Raw genomic sequence first — 19,980 nt, 5'->3', positions numbered from 1 at the left:
ATCCGGGCTACCAAATCGCACAGCGCTGTAGCCCCGGTAAGCGATAGCGCCACCGGGGATGTTGAAGCCATCCAGGACCGTTAGCGACTCTGCTTTCTCAACAAATAAATAAAGTAAGGCGCGCCGATAAAGGTCGACAGTAGCCCCGCCGGGATCTGATACGGGAACATCATCATCCGTCCGCACCAGTCGGCGAAGACCAGCAGCAGCCCGCCAGTCAGCCCGGAGATCACCATATGCGGTAGGGTTCGCCGGAAGCCCATCATCCGCGCGATATGCGGCGCCATCAGCCCGACAAAGCTCAGCGGGCCGATGGTCAGCGTCGCCGCCGCCGTCAGGCAGGCCGCCAGCAGCAGCAGAACAATCCGCGATGACGTCAGCGCCATGCCCACCGCTCGCGCCGCCTCCCCGCCCAGCGGCAGGATGGTTAACCAGCGACGACAGAGCGGCGCCAGCGCCAGCAGCGCCAGCATTACCGCGCCGCTACGCACCACCCTCTCCGGCGTCGCGCTATATGTCGACCCCGAGATCCACGTCAGGATCTGCGCCATACGCGGATCGCCGCTGGCCTGCAGCATCATCAGCAGCATAGTGAAGGCGGTGCTCAGCGCCATCCCCGCCAGCAGCATCCGATGCGGCGAGAAGCCGCCGCGCCCGGCGGCAAGCATAATGATCAGCAAGGTGGCCGCCGCGCCAAGGCTGCCGGCCGGCAGCAGCCAGCCAAAGGCGTCGCCAGGCACGAAGAACAGCATCAGCACCACGCCAAAAGCCGCGCCGGAGCTGATGCCCAGCACTTCCGGGCTGGCCATCGGGTTGCCGGTCAGGCGCTGGATAATACAGCCGGCGACCGCCAGCATGACCCCGGCGAACAGCGCCGACAGCACCCGCGGCCAGCGCCAGGGCAGCAGTTGCTCCAGCAGATCGCCGTGGGCCCACAGCCAGCCGTGGGCATCGCGACCAAAGGCCAGCGCCACGCTCACCGCCAGCAGCAGCAACGCGACGCCTGCGAGAACAAACCATTGCACATGATAGCGCTCAGGCTGCACATTATCGCCGCCGTTCATCACCGGGGCGCTGATGCTGCGCAACCGCGGCAGCAGCCACAGCAGCAGCGGCGCGCCAATCAGGGCGGTGACCGAGCCGGTGGAGACTTCCCGCCATACCCGGCTCAGCCAGAGGATCACCTGATCGGAAAGCCACAGGAGCAGCGCGCCGATCAGCGCCGCCAGCAGCAGCCGCGCCAGCAGCCGACGGGCGCCAAGCATTTTCGCCAGCAGCGGCGCGAACAGGCCGATAAAGCCGATAATCCCTACCGCGTTCACCAGCAGCGCGCTGATGACGATCGCCAGCGTCAGGGCGCCGAGGCGCGCCAGGGACAGCGCCAGCCCGAGGTTACGCGCCACCCCGTCATCGAGCCCCATCAGGGTCAGCGGCCGCAGCAGCAGCAAGGTGAGTATTGCCCCGCCAAGCAGCTGCGGCCACAGGCGCTGCGCCACGCTCCAGTCGGTCTGCGTCAGCGTCCCGGTGCTCCACAGGAACATGCTTTGCAGCTGGTCGTGATGGAAAATCACCATCAGCTGGTTAAGCGCGCCACAGTAAAGGCTGACCACCAGCCCCGCCAGGATCAGCGTTACCGGCGACAGGCGCTTGCCCCACGAGACGCCAAACACCAGCGCGCCCACCAGACAGGCCCCGGCCAGCGCGGCGAATTGCGACGCCAGCACGCCGGGAATAGCCCATAACGTGGTGACCGTTATCCCCAGCTGCGCGCCGGTGGCGACGCCAAGAGTGGTCGGTTCCGCCAGCGGATTACGCAGCACCTGCTGGAACAGGACGCCAACCAGTCCCAGCCCGGCGCCCACCAGCAGCGCAACAGCCAGTCTCGGTAACAAACTGTAATGAAACAGCATTTGGGCGATATCATCGACATCCGGCTGCCACAGCGCCTGCCGCCACTGCGCATAGGGCAAGGCGACATTGAGGTTGACGATGCTCAGCGCGAAGGCGACGCCCAGCAGCCCGGCCAGCAGGATAATAGCTAACGGCGAGAGACGCGTATTCATGCCGGACTCCCCTGGGCATCAGCCAGCACGCGGGCAAAATGCATCGCTGACAGCGTCGCGCCGTAGAACCAAACCGCCGGAACGCGCTGGAAGCGGCCCGCGCGCACGAAGGGCATCGCCTGCCATAGCGGCGTCGCCAGCAGTTGAGCCATATCTCGCTCATTGCCATGGTCGAAACAGATGACATCGGCTTCGTTAAATGCCGCCAGCCTGTCGATGCCAACGCTAACGCTTCCCCAGAATGCCGCTTCGCCGTGCCAGGCGTTTTTAATACCAAAGCGATCAAGCACCTCCTGGAACAGGCAGTTTTCGCCAAACACCAGCACGTGCCGGGGATCGAGCAGAGAGATCATCAGCAGCGGACGATCGCCGCGCCCGGCAAAACGCGGACGCAGGCTCTCCATCAGCGCGTCGAACTCCGCCAGATGGCGCTTCGCCTGCTGCGTTTTGCCCAGCAGATCGGCCATTTCCAGTAGCGAACGCTGGGCCATCGCCAGCGGCCGTTTGCCGTCGCTGAAGGTGAAACCGCGGCCGGGCGCGATACGCGCCAGCTTCTCCGGCGACGGGCCGTAGCCCGCCGACCAGACGATAAACGACGGTTTCATCTGCGTCAGCAGTTCAAGGTTGGGTTCGGTACGCAGACCAACATCGATCACCGAGTCGGGCAGCGCGGGTTCGTTCACCCACAAGCGATAGTTGGGAATATCGGCCACGCCATAGGGCGTCACGCCGAGCGCCAGCAGCAGCTCCGCGGGCAGCCACTCCAGGGCGACCACGCGCTGCGGGTCGACGTCGGCCGCCTGCGCGCCGCGCATCTGCCACAGCAGCGGCGAGAGCGCCATCGCGATCAGCAGGCGGCGTCGGGTTATCAGAGTTGGGTTCATCATCAATAGACAAAGCTTACCGGCGCCGCACCGGCCGGGTGTGGCAGGATCCCCATCGGGATGCCATAGATCTGTTCCAGAGTGTCGCTGCGCATCAGTTCCGCCGGCGTCCCCTGAGCAATCATTTCTCCGCCGCGCAGGGCCACCAGATAGTCGCAATAGCGGGCCGCCATATTAATATCGTGCAGGACGGCGATCACCGTCAGGCCGCGCTGCTGGCTGAGACGATGCACCAGCGCCAGAACATCGACTTGATGAGCAATATCCAGCGCCGAGGTGGGTTCATCGAGCAGCAGGCAGCGACTGTCCTGCGCCACCAGCATGGCGATCCACGCCCGCTGGCGTTCACCGCCGGAGAGGCTGTCCACCAGACGATGAGCGAGCGGCTTCAGCCCCACCAGCGCAATCGCCTCTTCTACTTTCTCACGGTCCGCTGCGCCAAAGCGACCCAGCGCGCCGTGCCATGGATAGCGGCCGATCGCCACCAGCTCGCGCACCGTCATACCTTCGGCCGGCGGCAGCTGCTGCGGCAGATAGGCCACTTTGCGGGCAAAGGCTTTGCTGCCCCAGCTCTCCAGCGGCTGCCCGTCCAGCAGCACTTCGCCTGCGGAGGGCGGCTGATGACGGCCAAGCATTTTCAGTAACGTCGATTTGCCGGAGCCATTATGGCCGATCAGGCCTGTGACTTTTCCGGTCGGGAAGGTGAGCGAGAGCGGATGGAGCAATGTGCGGCCAGGCACACGGAAAGTGACGCGATCCAGCGCGAAGGTGGTTTCTGCGTGCGGAGTCTGTTCCTGCATAGCGATAACCTGATAGAGGGCGCGGCGAACCGCGCCCGTAGGTGGTTAGTAACGGAAGGTGGCGGTGGCGACGACCTGACGTCCGGCGCCCCAGTAGCAGGCGTATTCGCTGTAGCAACTGGAGACATATTCGCGGTCGAACAGGTTGTTGACGTTGACGCCGACCGACGATCCCGGCAGGCCAAAGCGCGCCAGATCGTATTTCACCGTCGCATCCATCAGCGCATAACCGGCCACACTAAAGGCATCATTTTTCTTACCGGTGCTGGTGTCATTTTTGTAGTAGCTGACCGTTGAACCGATATAGCGCGCCCCGGCCCCAATCGTCAGACCGCTCAGCGCGGTTTCGTGGAAGGTATAATCCGCCCACAGGGAGGCCATGTTACGCGGCACTTCCGCCGGACGTTTGCCGTTGAACACCGTATCGTGAGTGTACTCCGCATCGGTGTAGCTGTAGGCTGCGGTGACGTTAATATTAGCGTTCACCGCCGCCTTCGCCTCCAGCTCAAGGCCGCGGGAGCGGATCTCGCCGGTCTGGATGCTGAACGCCTGGTTAGCCGGATCAGCCGTCAGGTTCTTGTCTTTGGTCAGCTGATAAACCGCCGCGGTGACCACCACCGGCATATCTTTCGGCACGTATTTCACGCCGGCTTCATACTGCTTACCGCGCGACGGATCGAACGGCTGGCCGCGGCTGTTGGAACCCGATACCGGTTCAAACGATTCGCTGTAGCTGAAGTACGGAGAGATGCCGTTATCGAACAGGTAGTTGATGCCGCCGCGCCAGCTGAACTGCTGGTCGTGATTCTCCGCCAGGCTGTTGGTGGCGCGGGTTAACGTTGAGGTCGTGGCGTAATCGTAACGGCCGCCCAGGGTCATCACCCATTTATCCCACTCCATCTGATCCTGCGCGTACAGGCCGGTCTGCTCCATCCGGTTGAGGACCGCGTACGGGAAGGTGACCTGAATATTCGGATTGCCGTACTGCGGATTGCTCATGCTGATAGGATCCGCCGTCCCGTAGTCGGCATCCACATCGTTACGCATCCGCGAGTAGTCCACGCCGGTCAGCAGCGTATGGCTGACCGCGCCGGTGGCGAAATCAGACTGCAGCTGGGTATCGACGGTGAAGGTGTTCAGGTGCTCGTCGGAGCGCACGTAGGCGCGATTCATGTAGCCCGGCGCGACATAGCCGTTGCCGTATACCGAACGATAGAGCGTATGCACATCGGCATAGCGCAGGTTCTGCCGCACGGTAAAAGTGTCATCGAACTGATGGGAGAAGCTGTAGCCCACCATCTTCTGGCGGCGGGAGATTTTATTATCGGACTCGCCTTCGTTGAAATCGGTCGGCAGCTTGTGCGCCTTACCGTTGGCGTCGTAATACGGCACCACGGTGCCTTCGCGCGGCAGCCAGCCGTAGTAGCCCGCATCCGGGTCATTCTGGAAGTTGCTCAGGAAGGTGAAGTCGGTTTTATCGTCCGGACGCCAGCTAAAGGAGGGCGCCACCGCGTAGCGAGTCGATTTCGCCATCTGCTGCTGGGCATCCTGACTGCGGCCAAGGCCGGTCAGGCGATACGACCAAACGCCGGCATCATCAATGGCGTCGCTAAAGTCAAACCCGGTCTGCCACAGATTGTCGGTGCCCATCTTAAACTGCACTTCTTTCAGCGGCTCGGTAGTCGGGCGCTTGCTGACCATGCTGACGATACCGCCCGGGTTGCTGTTGCCGTACAGCACCGAGGTTGGCCCGCGCATCACTTCCACACGCTCGAGGAAGTAAGGATCCATGGAGACTTCAGAGTAGTTATTCCCCTGCAGCTTCATGCCGTCCAGATACTGGTTGGTGTTGACGGTCGTCGAGGTGGTGAAGCCGCGAATGGTGACCACGTCATAGGTGGTCGAACTGCCGCGAGTGGAGAAGACGCTGGGCGTATAGGAGAGCGCCTCTTTTACCGTCGTCGGCTGGCGCATCTCCATCTCCTGGCGCGTCACCACCGACACAGACTGCGGCGTTTTTTCAATCGGGGTATCGGTTTTGGTCGCCGTGGCGGAGCGTTTTGCCGCGATAGTCGGCGCCGGTCCCCAGGCGCTTTCCTGGGCGGCCGGGGCGGCAACGACGGTGATGGTTTCTTCTTGCTTCGGTTGTTCTGCTGCCTGTGCGTAGACAGACATGCCGCTAACCGCCGTGGCTACTACAGCTGCGACTTTACGCAGCGAGTGATTTGGCTGAGCAGTTTTTGGACGCGCCATGGGTATATCTCTGATGAAAGTGAATGATAACGTAAACGAGAATTATTATTATGACGGGCGATATAATAGGCGAAACGTCGAAGGCAAGGCAAGCGATATGCCTGTCGCCGCCGGTCGAAGGCTGAATTAATAACCAGATAGTTATTATGGAGTTAAAGAGCCGTTAACTTTTTTACAGGCATAAAAAAACCCCTTAATACTTTCGTATTAAGGGGTCTGGTCGTGCGGTCAAAATCAGTTACTGCCGAACATATCCTTGATCCAGCCCGCGACGCCGTCGCTCTTTTCCTGCTGCTTCGGCGGCTGTTGCTGCTGTTGCTGCTGCGGCGGCGGTTGCTGCCCGGACTGATTAAACGGATTTTTCGCTTCCTGTTGCTGCAACTGCTGCTGTTGCATCATTTCGCCCTGACGGCACAGCGCATCCGGCTGCGTGGTCCAGACCGGCAGCGAACGCATACCGCCGCTGCAGACGAAGTTGCCGTTGCTGTCCACGCCCATATCAACCACGTCTTCCGGCACCGTCAGCACCAGCGGCGTTGGCGTCTGGTTCGCCAGATAGCGCTGGTAAATCGACATCGCGCCGCTGGCGCCGTACAGTTTGGTCGGCTGGTTATTGTCGCGACCCACCCAGGTGATGGTCACCTGACTACCGTCGATGCCGGCGAACCAGGTATCGACGTTATTGTTGGTGGTCCCGGTTTTCCCCGCCAGATGCAGGCCCGGATACTTCGCCCCCAGCTGACGCCCCGTACCGCGCTGCACCACCTGCTGCATAGTCCACAGCGTCATGTAGGCCGCCTGGGCAGGCACCGCGCGCTCCGCCTGCGGATAGCTCTGGTAGAGCACAGTGCCATCTTCGGCAATCACTGACCGCAGCGCGGAAAGCGGCGCACGGTTCCCACCGCTGGCGATGGTCTGGAAGGCCTGGGCCACTTCAATCGGCGTCAGGTTCAGCGCGCCAAGCAGCATCGACGGCACCGCGTTGAGCTGATTCTTCGGCGCCCCCAGTTTAGTCCAGGTATCGACTACCGCCGGCAAGCCCAGCGCCATCCCGAGGTTAACCGTCGGGACGTTCATCGAGCGAGTCAGGGCATCGACCAGCATCACCTGACCGCTGAAACGACGATCGTCGTTCTGCGGGGACCACGTCTGACCGTTGGACAGGCGAATCGTCACCGGCGCATCGGCGATCCAGGTATTCAGGCGATACTGATTCGGCTGACTCAGCGCGGTCAGATAGGTCGCCGGCTTGGCCAGAGAACCAATCGATCGGCGGGCCTGCATCGCGCGGTTATAACCGGCGAACTGCGGCTCCGCGCCGCCGACCATCGCCCGCACTTCGCCGGTGAAGCGGTCAACCACCACCATAGCGGTTTCCAGGTCTGCCAGCTTACGCTGTTTCTTCAGAACCGGGATCCCTTCGGAGGCCGCTTTTTCCGCCGCATCCTGCGCCACCGAGTCGAAAGTGGTGAAGATCTTCACGCCGGAGAGATCTTTCACTTTATCGCCCAGCTTCGCCTGCAGTTCCTGACGAACCATCTGCATAAACGCCGGCTGCGGTGAAATCACCCCGCCGCGCGGCTGCACGCCCAGCGGACGGGCGCTGAGCATGTCGTACAGCTCCTGGTCGATAACCTGCTGCTGCTGCAGCAGACGCAGCACCAGATTGCGTCGTTCAAGGGCCAGTTTCGGGTTACGCCACGGGTTATAGACCGACGCCCCTTTCACCATCCCCACCAGCAGCGCCTGCTGGTCGAGGCTCAGCTCTTCCACCGGACGGCCGAAGTAATACAGGCTGGCCAGCGGGAAGCCGCGAATTTCGTTATCGCCGCTCTGGCCGAGGTACACCTCGTTCATATACAGCTCAAGGATGCGATCCTTGCTGTAGCGGGCGTCGACGATCAGCGCCATATACGCTTCGTTGGCTTTACGCCAGTAGGAGCGTTCGCTGGAGAGGAACAGGTTTTTCACCAGCTGTTGGGTCAGGGTACTCGCCCCCTGCACCGTTCGGCCTGCCGTCAGGTTCGCCAGCACCGCGCGGCCGATGGAGTAGAGACTGATCCCATCGTGCTCATAGAAGTGGCGGTCTTCGGTCGCCAGCAGGGTATCCACCAGCAGATCGGGGAAGCCGCTGCGCTTCACGAACAGGCGCTGCTCGCCGTTCGGCGACTGCAGCATGGTGATAAGACGCGGATCGAGGCGGAAGAAACCGAACTGGCGGTTATTATCCATATTCTCGATGGTCTCAAGATGGTCGCCGTCGAAGGTAAGACGCGCGCGCACCTGCCCTTCCTTACTGTCCGGGAAATCGAACGGACGACGGATCATCTCGATGCTGTTAGCCTGCACGGTATATTCGCCGGGGCGCGTCATCGCGCTGACCTGGCGATACTGCGTGGCGTTGAGCAGACGCACCATCTCGTTTTTGCTGATCTGCATGTCCGGCTCAAGGTTGACCATCCGGCCATAGACCGCGGCCGGCAGCTCCCAGACTTTACCGTCAATGCGGCTGCGGATTTTCTGGTCGAGGTAGACGCCATAGGCGGCAATCAGCACCGCGAAGACAATCCCCAGCTTGACCAGCAGCCACAGCCAGCTGCGCTTCCGACGAGGCTTGCCACCTTTGCCTTTGGCTTTTCTCGGCACCGGTTTCTCATCCTCATAATCATCGTCATCATACTCGTCGTCGTAGTCCTCTTCCCGGACCCGGCGACGGGTGACTTTCTGTTTAGTCGGACGTGAGGGTCTTCCCTTACGTCCGATAGGCTCGCGGTCATCTCCCGCCATGCTTTTTCTCCGCAACGTTCAGGCGCAAAGGCCTGATTCTCAATACTTCCCCTGTTCAGAGGAAGAAGAAATCTCTCAAATTAACGTCCAGGCTGCTTATCCTTCGGACGACAACCTGCTGGCAGGCAGGACGCGCCGCCAGCCTTTCAGAGGGTTGGTTTGCTTCATGTTACATGATACTAACAATAAAAATTCACCATAAAATCATTGCGTTAAACGCATCATCGGCAGAATAAGTCAGAACATAGCACGTAATGTTCAGGGCATACAGGATAGCACTAAAATGCGACATTCTTAACCAGCATTTTACCTCCTGCGCACGTAACAAGATGGGAAAGAGTATGTTTTTTAATAACATAAAAAACGGCGCGCTTCCTGCCGGTCAACGCAGTGGCATCATCCGCGGATGAAAATATATTTTCCCAGCGCCAACGTTTATTATTGATAAAAGTAAAGTCGATTAAGCGCCTTTCCGCTGATAAAAATGAGAGCCTGTTAACATTTATGCAGAATAATATTTTATGATGACACCAGGGAAATATTTGTTAAACTAGCGGCCAGTGATTCATTATTTTGATTACTCTATGATGCGTATTCCGCTTATATTTCCGCTTTGCATGGTAGCCCTTCTCTCTGGCTGCCAACAAAAACCCGCCTCAACGCTCAGCCCGGCTATCAGCAGCCAGGCGCAGCTCGAGCAGCTCTCGTCCGTGGCGGCCGGGACGCGCTATCTCAAGAATAAATGTAATCGTAGCGATCTCCCCGCTGATGAAACGATATATCGGGCAGCGGTGAATGTCGGTAAAGCGCGCGGATGGGGAAATATTGACGTGGCGACGTTAAGCCAAAATAGCGACCGGCTTTACCAACAGCTATTACAGGACAGTACCCCGGAAGCCACACAGTGCAGTCAATTTAATCGTCAGCTCGCGCCATTTATTGCCAGCTTGCGCAGCGACTAAGCGAAATATCCTCAGCGCGCCGGTTATTGTGCGCGCTTTTATTCCTCTTTCGGCTCCTCGTCAATTTTTCCGCCCGGCCAGTCCTCCAGCGCCGCGAGGGTAAAGGTCGTGCCGTTGAAGCTGAAGATCGTCACATCCTGCTGGATCTGCTCCACCACCAGATTGGGCAGGGGTGAATCGCCCTCCGTCCACGCTTTGCCGTTTAACACAATGCTGCGCTTTTCCGGTAGCGAGGCATAGACATGGGCGCTGTAGCGTAGAGGCGGCAGCGTATCGCTGTCCACTTCCGGCGCCGCGGGCGCGCTGGCTTTTGCCGCCGGCGGCGGCGTCTTTGGCGCGGCCTCTCCGGCAGCGGTTAACGGCAGAAGCGCCGCATGCGCCACCGGCAAGGGCAGCGTTTGCGGCGGTGCCGGGTGACGCCACTGCTCGCCGCCAAACCAGCCGAGCGCGATAAATAATCCGGCGTACAGCGGGATAATCCAGCCGGGGATCTGCACCATCCGTCCGCGGATCACCGGCGCATCATCCATCGAGGACGGCGGCTGATGCGTCACCAGCGGCGGGATGCCTCTTTCACTGTCATCACGAACAATCACAACCGTCTCCTGTTCCCTCACGATAACGAGAAGGCGCCCTTACGGATGCCCCAGACTGCTGACAAAGTGCAATCTTCAGGAATTGCCCGGCGGCGCTACTGGACTGCACCCCAAAAGTTGGACACCCAACTGAGTAAGGTGCAATTTTATGGCTAAACCAAAGTATTCCCCTGAAACAAAACTGGCTGTGGTTAATCATTATTTGTCCGGTAAAGACGGAGAACAGAGTACAGCCGACCTTTTTGGTATTGAAAGAACATCTGTCCGTCGCTGGGTCAGGGCATGGCAGTTCCACGGTGCAGAAGGCCTGACTGCAAAAAATAATCATTATTCCGATGAATTTAAACTCGTGGTCGTCCGGGCGGTTATCAGTGACCGCCTGACGATGCGTGAAGCGGCTGCCCGGTTTAATCTCTCCGCAGAAATACTTGTCCGGCGCTGGCTCGACGTGTACAACGATGCCGGAGCGGAAGGTCTTTTAAACATACAATGCGGACGGCCCGGAAAAATGACAAAGCCAAAAAATATCCCACCACTAACAGATAAAGAGCTGGAAAAACTCTCCCCCGAAGAACTCAGGGCCGAACTGCGTTATCTGCGGGCAGAGAATGCCTATCTAAAAAAGTTGAAAGCCTTGGTTCAGAGCGAAAAAAATGGCAAAAAGCCCTGATAATCAGTGAACTAAGGCATGAACACGCTCTGCGGGACCTTCTGCGGGCGGCCGGTATGTCCCGTAGCACGTGGTATTACAATATGAATGCACTGAAGCAAGGGGACAGGTATGCGGGTCTTAAAGAGAACATCAGGAAGATATACCACTATCACAAAGGTCGTTATGGCTACCGCAGGATCACGCTCGCACTGAGAAAACAGGGGCTGCGGATAAACCATAAAACAGTGCAGCGGCTGATGGCAGAACTGTCACTCCGGTCTGTGATAAGGGCGAAAAAATATCGTGCCTGGAAAGGGAGAACGGGCGAGGCCGCGCCCAATATCCTGAGCCGGAACTTCGGTGCGTCAAAAGCCAACGAAAAATGGGTAACAGATGTGACAGAGTTCCCGGTACAGGGAAAAAAGCTTTACCTGTCGTCAGTTCTCGATCTGTTTAACCGGGAGGTTATCGCCTACAGCCTGTCGGAAAGGCCGGTGATGGAGATGGTGAATACGATGCTGGACGGTGCGTTCCCGAAGCTCAGACCGGGAGATGCTCCGCTGCTGCACTCGGATCAGGGCTGGCATTACAGGATGAGGAGCTATCAGGAACGTTTAAAGGCGCATGGGATGACGCAGAGTATGTCGCGTAAAGGAAACTGCCTGGATAATGCAGTGATGGAAAACTTCTTCGGGACCCTGAAATCGGAGTGTTTTTATCTGAGGGAGTTCAGGAGTGTCAGTGCGCTAAGAAAAGCCGTAGAGGACTATATCCATTACTACAACAACGAGCGGATAAGCCTGAAATTAAAAGGCCTGAGTCCGGTAGAGTACCGAACCCAGGCTCTGAGAGCCGCTTAATATGAACCATCCAACTTTATGGGGTCAGTCCATACGCTTGCGCGGGCCTACAGATAACTGCATAACTGTTTGATATTGTAATCTTTCGTAGGCCGGGTAAGGCGAAAGCCGCCACCCGACAGAAAGGCGAGCACAATAACGAAACAGGTTTGTCATCAGCCAGAGGCGCCCTTACGGGCGCCCTACGTTATGTTATTTACTGCTCACCGGCAGGCCAGCGCCCTGCGACTCGCCCTGCGGCAACTCGAGAACGGCAACCGACCAGGCCGGCAGCGTGACCGAACCGTCAGCGGCAACCTGCACGCCGCTCGCCAGCGACCGGTCGCCCGCCGCCTGCTGAATAGCGCTCAGCTGGAGCGATGTGCCGGCGAAGTCCTGCAGCGTCCGGCTTTCCGGCGCGGCGTTGATCGCCACCACGATGCCGTCGACACGGCTGTCCAGACTGGCGCCAGCCTGCATCCCGTCATCGATGGTCATCACCAGCAGACCCGTCTGCTGATCGGCGCCAGTATTGCGGAAGTCCACGCGCTTCATCACCGTCGCGCCGTCGCCGAGGGTAAACAGCGGAGACGATTTACGCAGCGCGGTCAGCTCCTGATAAAACGCGGTCATCTGCTTGAGCTCCGTTTCACCCGGAGTAGCCACCGCGTCTTTCACCCGGGCGATAATGTCATAGTTGCTGCCATCATCGCTGCTGCGCGGCATACCGACGTTGTAGTTGTTGTCCTGCAGGGAGTAGTCCACGCGGTTAAACCAGTCGCCGGAATCATACGAATCGCGGGTAAAGGATTTAGAGCGCAGCAGCTCCGAGCCCTGCTGGTCAAAGGCGATCCCCTGGCCGAGCATCACCGTCGCCAGCGACACCGCCTGCATCCGGACGCGGGTATCGAGATCCGCCTCCTGAGCGGCTTTATAGCTGATCATGTCCCACAGCGTCTGGTTATCGTGTTTTGACACATAGTTCACGACTTCCGTCGGATCAGCCGCATAGCCGCCTGGCGCGCCGTTATAATCAATCTCGCTGCCTCTCTTCACCGCGCCGTCTTTGTCGATCAGCACAAAGTCCGCAAGGTTACCGGCCATGCCGAGACGGGTCAGATCGGCGAGGTGACGCGCCTGATCGTCGCTCAGGGTGGTCAGCTCATTCGGCAGAACGCCGGCCCCGCTGCCCACGCCCTGGTTCTGGCGTAATGCGTCACCGGAGTCGAACGGCCCGCCGCCGCGCACTGCGTCGCGCAGACGATCGGAGAACGTGCCGATCCCGGTGCCTTTGAGATTGATTTGCGAGGCAATTTCAAAGCGATCGCTCTGGTTGGAATCCCAGCCTTCGCCAAAGAAGTAGATATCCGGGTTCAGCGCTTTAATGCGTTCCCAGGCCGAGAGGATCTGCGCTTTCGGGTGGTAGCCCATCAGGTCGAAGCGGAAGCCATCGATCTTATAATCGGTGGTCCATACCGCCAGTGAATCGGCGATAAGCTTGGCGAACATCCGGTGCTCTGGCGCCGAGTCGGAGCAACAGGTAGCCGATTCCACGCTGCCGGTGGTTTCGTTCAGACGCTGGTAGTACCAGGGGACGATCTTATCCAGTACCGAGGTGCGATCGGTCGGGCCGGCGGCGTTGGTGTGGTTGTACACCACGTCCATAATGACGTTCATTCCCAGATCCTGCTTGATCGCCTGAATCATGGTGCGGAACTCTTTAATACGCGCCGTGCCTTCCGGATCGGTGGCGTAGGATCCTTCCGGTACCGTGTAGTGGAACGGATCGTAGCCCCAGTTATAGGAGTCGGTCTGCGCCACCAGCGTATTCAACGCCTGCACCTGCGGGTTATCCTTGCTGTCGTTCTGCTTCAGCTGAGTCAGCACCTCTTCAACCGTCGAACCGCTGTCGCAATAGCCCGCGAACTCGCTGCTCTTCACCGCGCTATTGACCTCGCACAGGCGGCTGAACGGCTGCTGAATATCGGCGACTTTGTCGCTGAACTCATTGACCGTCGCCAGATCGAAGACCGGCAGCAGCTCAATATGGGTCACGCCCGAGGCCGACAGCTGTTTCAGATGCTGGACCATATTGCTTTCCTGGGCGGTGAGCGCCAGATACTTACCGCGCAGCTCCGCAGGAACGGTTTGATCCCAGGCGGAGAGATCGCGAATATGCGATTCGTGGATCGTCATTTTCGCCAGGTCGGCTTTGGTTTTCTGCGCGTGCGGCATCGTCAGCCCGTCCCAGCCTTCCGGCTTCAGCGCGCTGTCGTTGAGATCGACCACCTGGCTGTACTCCGAGTTGGTCGACAAACTGTGGGCGTAGGGATCGGTCACTTCGTACTGCTCGACTTTACGCGACTGCGGGTGGTAGACCGTCATCGCGTAGCGGTAGAAGGCGCCCTTCAGGTCGCTTCCCCCCTGCCAGGACCAGGCGCCGGAGGCGCTGTCGCGGGTCATCGGGTGACTGGCTATCACTTTCTTGTCCGCGCTATAGATCACCAGCTCGACCTGCTGCGCCGTGGGCGCCCAGACGCGGAAGGTCACGCCGCTATCGGTTAGCTGGGCGCCATAGCTCAGCGCCTCGGCGGCGGCGGCATAGGTATCGTCCAGCACGCCGGCGGTCTGCACCTGGGTGGCTGAGCTCAGGATCCCATCGCTTTCCGCGGCTATCGCCACCGTCTCGCCCTGCAGCAATTCATCGACGTTAACATCATCCGGCAGTTTAAAGGCTGGATAGCTGGCGAGATGCGGGAAGCGCATGCTTACCTGCTGGTTGACGGTGGTGGGGGTCAGCTTGACATATTTATCGCTAAATTCGCCGTTACTGTCGGCGGCCACCTTACTGCTGTGGCTGTAATAGAGGCGCACAATGGGTTTATTTTCCCCACCCGGCCACAGCAGAGTAGTCTTATCGACCCAGTGCGCATCGGCCAGCGCCACGCCAAAGGCGGCGCGGAAGGCGTCGGCGCGGGAGTCATAGAGCGCGCTGTTACCGGCGATGACCGATACCGTCCGATCGGTGAAATCACTGAAAGAGACGCGCAGGTCGCTGTCGATAAGCTTATTGGTGCCATCGCGGACGATAACGTTGATGCATCCGCTCTCTTTAGTCAGCGGGATCACCCAGTAAGGGCCATATTTGTCGCTGCCGGTCGGCGTGGTGCTGACATCATTCCAGTCCGCCACCGGCGCGCTCAGCGCGTCACAGGTTTCGTTGTTCCATAAGTAGAGGTTTTTCGTCGCATAGTCGGCCGGCGTGCTGCTGGTGATGCCGGCGATATCGACGAGATGAATGACAGCCTGCCTGGCGGAAGCCTGCACCGCTTCGCCTGGGACGGCAACGTCCGGTAAGCGGACGACGACATCCTGCGGGTCGGGCGTGCCGGGAGTGCCTGGGTTGCCAGGATTGCCTGGTGAACCCGGTGAGCCAGAGGTAGAAGAGGAAGAGCTGTTATCACAGCCACTCAATAATACTAACGATCCAAGAAATAGGGCATGACAGGTATATCTGAGCATTCGATAGTCCCTAATATGCTTATTAAATTATAAAAGGTAAGAAAGGATGAATATCTTTACAGCGCGCTAATTAGATATTTTTGCTTTCCCAGGCGCAATCATCCCCCACAAATGAGCGGGGGGCGTAGGAAGCCGGGGGAGTAAATCAATAAAGGGAATGACGACCCGAAACCGCAAACTGATTATGATTCGCCACGCTTATCGCCACTCTCCGGCAATAAATAATTCAAAAGCCAATAATCACCTACCTGTTTCGGTAGGGTATTACGCCAACGTGCAGAAAAATAAATTAGCAAAGGAATTAAAATGCCAGTTTCTGTGATGAGGTTAACAAATATAAATAAAGGGATAATTAAATTATTACCACAAATTGTGACGCTCATCATATTAATAACCGCTATCCCACAGCTGGCGAAATTAACCTGGCGCGTGGTATTCCCTGTGAGTCCTGAGGATATTTCCGCCCTACCGTTAACCATGCCTCCGGCGGCAGATCCGGAATTAAAAAATGTGCGGCCCGCATTTACCCTGTTTGGCCTGGCGGTGAAAAATAGCCCCACGCCAACGGATGCTGCCAGTCTCAATCAGGTGCCGGTTTCCAGCCTGAAGCTACGCCTGGCCGGGCTACTCGCCAGCAGCAACCCGGCGCGCTCCATCGCTATTATCGAAAAGGGAAATCAGCAGGTTAGCCTTAGCACGGGCGATCCCCTCCCAGGGTATGATGCGCGGATCGCCGCCATTCTGCCTGACCGGATCATTGTCAACTATCAGGGGCGCAAAGAGGCCATTTTATTATTTAACGACAGTCGCGCGCCGTCGCCGCCGCCCACCGCCGCGGGCAACCCGCCCCTCGTGAAGCGACTCCGCGAACAGCCGCAAAATATCCTCACTTATTTATCTATTTCGCCGGTACTCAGCGGCGACAAACTGCTGGGTTATCGACTAAACCCAGGCAAAGACGCCTCGCTGTTTCGCCAGTCCGGCCTGCAGGCAAATGATTTGGCGATTGCCTTAAATGGCATCGATTTACGCGACCAGGAGCAAGCGCAACAGGCGCTGCAGAATCTGGCCGACATGACCGAAATAACGCTAACCGTTGAGCGGGAAGGCCAACGACACGATATTGCTTTCGCGCTGGGGGATGAATAATTGCCAACCATGAAAAGCCTGCGAAAAATGCTGCCTGCGCTGCTGATATTAACCCCGCTGCTATTTTCTCCGGCCGCCGCGGAGGAATTTTCCGCCAGTTTTAAAGGCACCGATATCCAGGAATTTATCAATACCGTCAGCAAAAACCTGAATAAAACGGTGATTATCGATCCCAGCGTACGCGGTACTATCACCGTGCGCAGTTACGATATGCTCAATGAAGAACAATATTATCAATTCTTCCTCAGCGTGCTGGATGTATATGGCTTCGCCGTGATCAATATGAATAACGGCGTGCTAAAAGTGGTCCGCGCCAAAGACGCCAAGACCTCGGCCGTGCCGGTCGCCAGCGCGGCCGCGCCGGGCGAAGGCGATGAAGTGGTCACCCGGGTGGTGCCCCTGACCAACGTCGCCGCCCGCGATCTCGCCCCGCTGCTCCGCCAGCTGAACGATAACGCTGGCGCCGGCAGCGTGGTCCATTATGAGCCCTCCAACGTACTGCTGATGACCGGCCGCGCGGCGGTTATCAAACGCCTGCTGACCATTGTCGAGCGCGTCGACAACGCCGGGGATCGCAGCGTGGTGACCGTGCCCCTTTCCTGGGCCTCCGCCGCGGAAGTAGTCAAACTGGTTACCGAGCTTAATAAAGATACCAGCAAGTCGGCGCTGCCGGGCTCGATGGTGGCGAACGTGGTGGCCGATGAGCGCACCAACGCGGTACTGGTGAGCGGCGAACCAAACTCGCGCCAGCGCATCATCGCCATGATCAAACAGCTCGACCGCCAGCAGGCGGTACAGGGTAACACCAAAGTGATCTACCTGAAGTACGCCAAAGCCGCCGATCTGGTGGAGGTTCTGACCGGGATCAGCAGCTCGCTGCAGAGCGACAAGCAAAGCGCCAGGCCAGTGGCCGCGATCGACAAAAATATTATTATCAAAGCCCACGGCCAGACCAACGCCCTGATCGTCACCGCGGCGCCGGACGTGATGAACGATCTTGAGCGGGTGATCGCCCAGCTCGATATCCGCCGCCCGCAGGTGCTGGTGGAGGCGATTATTGCCGAAGTGCAGGATGCCGATGGCCTTAATCTCGGTATCCAGTGGGCAAACAAAAACGCCGGCATGACGCAGTTCACCAACAGCGGTTTGCCGATATCGACGGCTATCGCCGGCGCCAACCAGTACAACAAAGACGGTACCATCAGCAGCTCGCTGGCCAGCGCCCTCGGCTCGTTTAACGGTATCGCCGCCGGCTTCTATCAGGGGAACTGGGCGATGCTGCTCACCGCCCTCTCCAGCAGTACCAAGAACGATATTCTGGCCACCCCCAGCATCGTCACCCTCGATAACATGCAAGCCACTTTTAACGTCGGCCAGGAAGTTCCGGTATTAACCGGCTCGCAAACCACCTCAGGCGACAACATCTTCAATACCGTCGAGCGCAAAACCGTCGGCATTAAACTGAAGGTGAAGCCGCAGATTAACGAAGGCGATGCGGTGCTGCTGGAGATTGAGCAGGAGGTATCGAGCGTTGCCGACTCGGCCTCCAGCACCAGCAGCGATCTCGGGGCGACCTTCAATACCCGGACGGTGAATAACGCCGTGCTGGTCGGCAGCGGCGAAACGGTGGTGGTTGGCGGGCTGCTGGATAAAACCGTCACCGATACCGCTGACAAAGTGCCGCTGCTCGGGGATATTCCGGTGATCGGCGCCCTGTTCCGCTCCGACAGCAAGAAAGTGTCGAAACGCAACCTGATGCTGTTTATCCGCCCGACCATCATTCGCGATCGCGATGAGTACCGCCAGGCTTCTTCCGGCCAGTACACCGCCTTCAACAATGCGCAAACTAAACAGCGGGGTAAAGAAAGCAGCGAAGCGTCGCTCAGCAACGACCTGCTGCACATCTATCCGCAGCAGGAGACCCAGGCCTTCCGCCAGGTCAGCGCCGCCATTGACGCCTTCAATCTCGGAGGCCGCCCATGACGCCAGCCGCCGAACGCCGTCCGCTGTTGCCCTTCGCCTGGGCCCGCGCGCACCATCTTGTGCTGCTCAGCGACGGCGAATGCTGCGAAGCGCTGTGCCGCCCCGATACCGCCGCCCGGGCGCTGCTGGAAGCGCGCCGCCTGGCGGACGGCCCGATGCGCGTCAGCCGTCTGGCGCCGGACGCGTTCGAGAAAGTGCTGGTGCTCAGCTATCAGCGTGATTCGGCGGAGGCGCACCGCATGATGGCCGACATCGGCAACGAGCTCGACCTCTATACCCTCGCCGAAGAGCTGCCGGACACCGACGATCTGCTCGACAGCGAGGACGACGCGCCGATCATCCGCCTGATCAACGCCATGCTCACCGAGGCCATCAAAGAAAAAGCCTCGGATATTCATATCGAAACCTACGAGCGCCATCTGCAGATCCGCTTTCGCGTCGACGGCGTGCTGCGGGAAATTCTGCGCCCGCAGCGGCGGCTGGCCGCCCTGTTAATTTCGCGCATCAAGGTGATGGCCAGTCTGGACATTGCCGAAAAGCGGGTCCCTCAGGATGGCCGCATGGCGCTGCGCATCGGCGGGCGAGCAATCGACGTGCGCGTCTCCACCCTGCCCTCCAGCCACGGCGAACGCGTCGTCCTGCGTCTGCTGGACAAAAACAGCGTCAACCTGGATCTGCTGACGCTGGGCATGCCGCCCGCCCTGCTCGATCGGGTCGATGCGCTGATCGCCCGCCCGCACGGCATCATCCTGGTCACCGGTCCGACCGGCTCCGGGAAAAGCACGACGCTCTACGCCGCCCTCAGCCGCCTCGACGCCCGGGAGCGCAACATCATGACCATTGAAGATCCGGTGGAGTATGAGCTGGAGGGCATAGGCCAGACCCAGGTCAACGCCAAAGTCGAGATGACCTTCGCCCGCGGCCTGCGTGCCATCCTGCGCCAGGATCCGGACGTAGTGTTGGTGGGCGAAATCCGCGATGGCGAAACCGCCCAGATCGCCGTTCAGGCCTCGCTGACCGGGCACCTGGTGCTGTCGACCCTGCACACCAACAGCGCGCTGGGCGCCATTTCCCGTCTACAGGATATGGGCGTGGAGCCTTTTTTACTCTCCACCTCGCTGCTGGCGGTGATGTCGCAGCGGCTGGTGCGCCAACTGTGCCCGCACTGCCGTCAGCCCTGGCAGGCGGATGCCAACACCGCCCGGCAGATGGCGGTCCCGGTCGGCGCGCGGCTGTGGCAGCCCAAAGGCTGTCCGGAGTGTAATTTCATCGGCTATCGTGGGCGTACCGGGATCCATGAACTGCTGCTAATCGACGATCGCGTGCGCGCCGCCATCCACCGCGGCGAGAACGAGATCACCCTGATCCAGCAGCTGGGGCCAGCCTGGCAAACCCTGCGTCATGCCGGACGCGACAAAGCGCTGGCGGGGATCACCAGCTGGGAGGAGGTGATGCGGGTCACCGAACAGCAAACGACGGAAAGCGTCTAA

The 19,980-nt window shown here is 59.3% G+C and carries 17 protein-coding genes; 9 read left to right on the top strand and 8 right to left on the bottom strand.

Annotated features, from left to right (window positions below):
* Positions 1 to 80: 80 nt before the first annotated feature.
* Genes KPHS_09020 through KPHS_08990 form a run of 4 tightly spaced genes read right to left on the bottom strand, consistent with a single transcriptional unit; the run spans position 81 to position 5,922 of the window.
* Positions 81 to 2,063, bottom strand: a complete 1,983-nt coding sequence (locus KPHS_09020) for a hydroxamate-dependent iron transport system permease component (RefSeq protein ID YP_005225202.1) — start codon at positions 2,061 to 2,063, stop codon at positions 81 to 83.
* Positions 2,060 to 2,950 carry an iron-hydroxamate transporter substrate-binding subunit gene (locus KPHS_09010; RefSeq protein ID YP_005225201.1) on the bottom strand — a complete coding sequence of 297 codons (891 nt, stop codon included), beginning with the start codon at positions 2,948 to 2,950 and terminating at the stop codon, positions 2,060 to 2,062. Before KPHS_09010 ends, KPHS_09020 begins: the two co-directional genes overlap by 4 nt.
* Positions 2,950 to 3,747, bottom strand: a complete 798-nt coding sequence (locus KPHS_09000; RefSeq protein YP_005225200.1) for an iron-hydroxamate transporter ATP-binding subunit — start codon at positions 3,745 to 3,747, stop codon at positions 2,950 to 2,952. The genes KPHS_09010 and KPHS_09000 overlap by 1 nt, the downstream gene beginning before the upstream one ends.
* Before the next feature lie 45 nt (positions 3,748 to 3,792).
* Positions 3,793 to 5,922, bottom strand: a complete 2,130-nt coding sequence (locus tag KPHS_08990) for a ferrichrome outer membrane transporter (RefSeq protein ID YP_005225199.1) — start codon at positions 5,920 to 5,922, stop codon at positions 3,793 to 3,795.
* On the opposite strand from KPHS_08990, the gene KPHS_08980 reads away from it, so the two are divergent.
* Complete coding sequence (locus KPHS_08980; protein YP_005225198.1) at positions 5,884 to 6,027, top strand: hypothetical protein; 144 nt, start codon at positions 5,884 to 5,886, stop codon at positions 6,025 to 6,027. The two genes, KPHS_08990 and KPHS_08980, sit on opposite strands and share 39 nt — an antisense overlap.
* 207 nt (positions 6,028 to 6,234) lie before the next feature.
* Here KPHS_08980 and KPHS_08970 read toward each other — a convergent pair whose 3' ends face one another.
* Together KPHS_08970 and KPHS_08960 are read right to left on the bottom strand one after the other, a co-directional pair.
* Positions 6,235 to 8,787: a penicillin-binding protein 1b gene (locus KPHS_08970; protein ID YP_005225197.1), complete on the bottom strand. Its 2,553-nt coding sequence runs from the start codon at positions 8,785 to 8,787 to the stop codon at positions 6,235 to 6,237.
* A gap of 193 nt (positions 8,788 to 8,980) precedes the next feature.
* Complete coding sequence (locus KPHS_08960) at positions 8,981 to 9,145, bottom strand: hypothetical protein (RefSeq protein YP_005225196.1); 165 nt, start codon at positions 9,143 to 9,145, stop codon at positions 8,981 to 8,983.
* Between the two features lie 32 nt (positions 9,146 to 9,177).
* Here KPHS_08960 and KPHS_08950 point away from each other — a divergent pair, with 32 nt between their 5' ends.
* Together KPHS_08950 and KPHS_08940 are read left to right on the top strand one after the other, a co-directional pair.
* Positions 9,178 to 9,312 carry a hypothetical protein gene (locus tag KPHS_08950; RefSeq protein ID YP_005225195.1) on the top strand — a complete coding sequence of 45 codons (135 nt, stop codon included), beginning with the start codon at positions 9,178 to 9,180 and terminating at the stop codon, positions 9,310 to 9,312.
* Positions 9,313 to 9,347: 35 nt separating this feature from the next.
* Entirely contained in the window at positions 9,348 to 9,749 is a 402-nt protein-coding gene (locus tag KPHS_08940) for a pullulanase secretion protein PulS (protein YP_005225194.1), read from the top strand.
* A 38-nt stretch (positions 9,750 to 9,787) separates the two neighbouring features.
* Here the strand turns inward: KPHS_08940 and KPHS_08930 are convergent, their stop codons facing one another.
* The gene (locus KPHS_08930) at positions 9,788 to 10,345 is read right to left on the bottom strand and encodes a general secretion pathway protein B (protein YP_005225193.1); all 558 of its coding nucleotides are present in this window, start codon (positions 10,343 to 10,345) and stop codon (positions 9,788 to 9,790) included.
* 148 nt (positions 10,346 to 10,493) lie between these two features.
* Here KPHS_08930 and KPHS_08920 point away from each other — a divergent pair, with 148 nt between their 5' ends.
* Positions 10,494 to 11,015, top strand: a complete 522-nt coding sequence (locus KPHS_08920; RefSeq protein ID YP_005225192.1) for an IS3 family transposase — start codon at positions 10,494 to 10,496, stop codon at positions 11,013 to 11,015.
* A gap of 56 nt (positions 11,016 to 11,071) precedes the next feature.
* Positions 11,072 to 11,857: an IS3 family transposase gene (locus tag KPHS_08910; RefSeq protein ID YP_005225191.1), complete on the top strand. Its 786-nt coding sequence runs from the start codon at positions 11,072 to 11,074 to the stop codon at positions 11,855 to 11,857.
* 192 nt (positions 11,858 to 12,049) lie between these two features.
* Here the strand turns inward: KPHS_08910 and KPHS_08900 are convergent, their stop codons facing one another.
* Positions 12,050 to 15,163, bottom strand: coding sequence for a pullulanase (locus KPHS_08900; protein ID YP_005225190.1), 3,114 nt, complete (start codon positions 15,161 to 15,163; stop codon positions 12,050 to 12,052).
* 379 nt (positions 15,164 to 15,542) lie between these two features.
* On the opposite strand from KPHS_08900, the gene KPHS_08890 reads away from it, so the two are divergent.
* From KPHS_08890 to KPHS_08860, 4 genes are read left to right on the top strand one after another with little or no spacing between them, the layout of a single operon-like run.
* Complete coding sequence (locus KPHS_08890) at positions 15,543 to 15,680, top strand: hypothetical protein (protein ID YP_005225189.1); 138 nt, start codon at positions 15,543 to 15,545, stop codon at positions 15,678 to 15,680.
* Positions 15,665 to 16,507, top strand: coding sequence for a pullulanase-specific type II secretion system component C (locus KPHS_08880; RefSeq protein ID YP_005225188.1), 843 nt, complete (start codon positions 15,665 to 15,667; stop codon positions 16,505 to 16,507). Before KPHS_08890 ends, KPHS_08880 begins: the two co-directional genes overlap by 16 nt.
* Before the next feature lie 9 nt (positions 16,508 to 16,516).
* Positions 16,517 to 18,490, top strand: a complete 1,974-nt coding sequence (locus KPHS_08870) for a pullulanase D protein (RefSeq protein YP_005225187.1) — start codon at positions 16,517 to 16,519, stop codon at positions 18,488 to 18,490.
* The gene (locus tag KPHS_08860) at positions 18,487 to 19,980 is read left to right on the top strand and encodes a pullulanase E protein (RefSeq protein ID YP_005225186.1); all 1,494 of its coding nucleotides are present in this window, start codon (positions 18,487 to 18,489) and stop codon (positions 19,978 to 19,980) included. The genes KPHS_08870 and KPHS_08860 overlap by 4 nt, the downstream gene beginning before the upstream one ends.

The sequence above is a fragment of the Klebsiella pneumoniae subsp. pneumoniae HS11286 genome (assembly GCF_000240185.1).
Classification (GTDB): Bacteria; Pseudomonadota; Gammaproteobacteria; order Enterobacterales; family Enterobacteriaceae; genus Klebsiella; species Klebsiella pneumoniae.
This window is presented reverse-complemented; position numbering and strand designations above follow the sequence as displayed.

Coding starts and splice junctions, on each gene's coding strand:
- KPHS_09020 (YP_005225202.1), bottom strand. CDS start 2,063: ATGAATACGCGTCTCTCGCCGTTAGCTATTATCCTGCTGGCCGGGCTG.
- KPHS_09010 (YP_005225201.1), bottom strand. CDS start 2,950: ATGATGAACCCAACTCTGATAACCCGACGCCGCCTGCTGATCGCGATG.
- KPHS_09000 (YP_005225200.1), bottom strand. CDS start 3,747: ATGCAGGAACAGACTCCGCACGCAGAAACCACCTTCGCGCTGGATCGC.
- KPHS_08990 (YP_005225199.1), bottom strand. CDS start 5,922: ATGTCTGTCTACGCACAGGCAGCAGAACAACCGAAGCAAGAAGAAACC.
- KPHS_08970 (YP_005225197.1), bottom strand. CDS start 8,787: ATGGCGGGAGATGACCGCGAGCCTATCGGACGTAAGGGAAGACCCTCA.
- KPHS_08960 (YP_005225196.1), bottom strand. CDS start 9,145: ATGTTATTAAAAAACATACTCTTTCCCATCTTGTTACGTGCGCAGGAG.
- KPHS_08920 (YP_005225192.1), top strand. CDS start 10,494: ATGGCTAAACCAAAGTATTCCCCTGAAACAAAACTGGCTGTGGTTAAT.
- KPHS_08910 (YP_005225191.1), top strand. CDS start 11,072: ATGTCCCGTAGCACGTGGTATTACAATATGAATGCACTGAAGCAAGGG.
- KPHS_08890 (YP_005225189.1), top strand. CDS start 15,543: ATGATTCGCCACGCTTATCGCCACTCTCCGGCAATAAATAATTCAAAA.
- KPHS_08880 (YP_005225188.1), top strand. CDS start 15,665: ATGCCAGTTTCTGTGATGAGGTTAACAAATATAAATAAAGGGATAATT.
- KPHS_08870 (YP_005225187.1), top strand. CDS start 16,517: ATGAAAAGCCTGCGAAAAATGCTGCCTGCGCTGCTGATATTAACCCCG.
- KPHS_08860 (YP_005225186.1), top strand. CDS start 18,487: ATGACGCCAGCCGCCGAACGCCGTCCGCTGTTGCCCTTCGCCTGGGCC.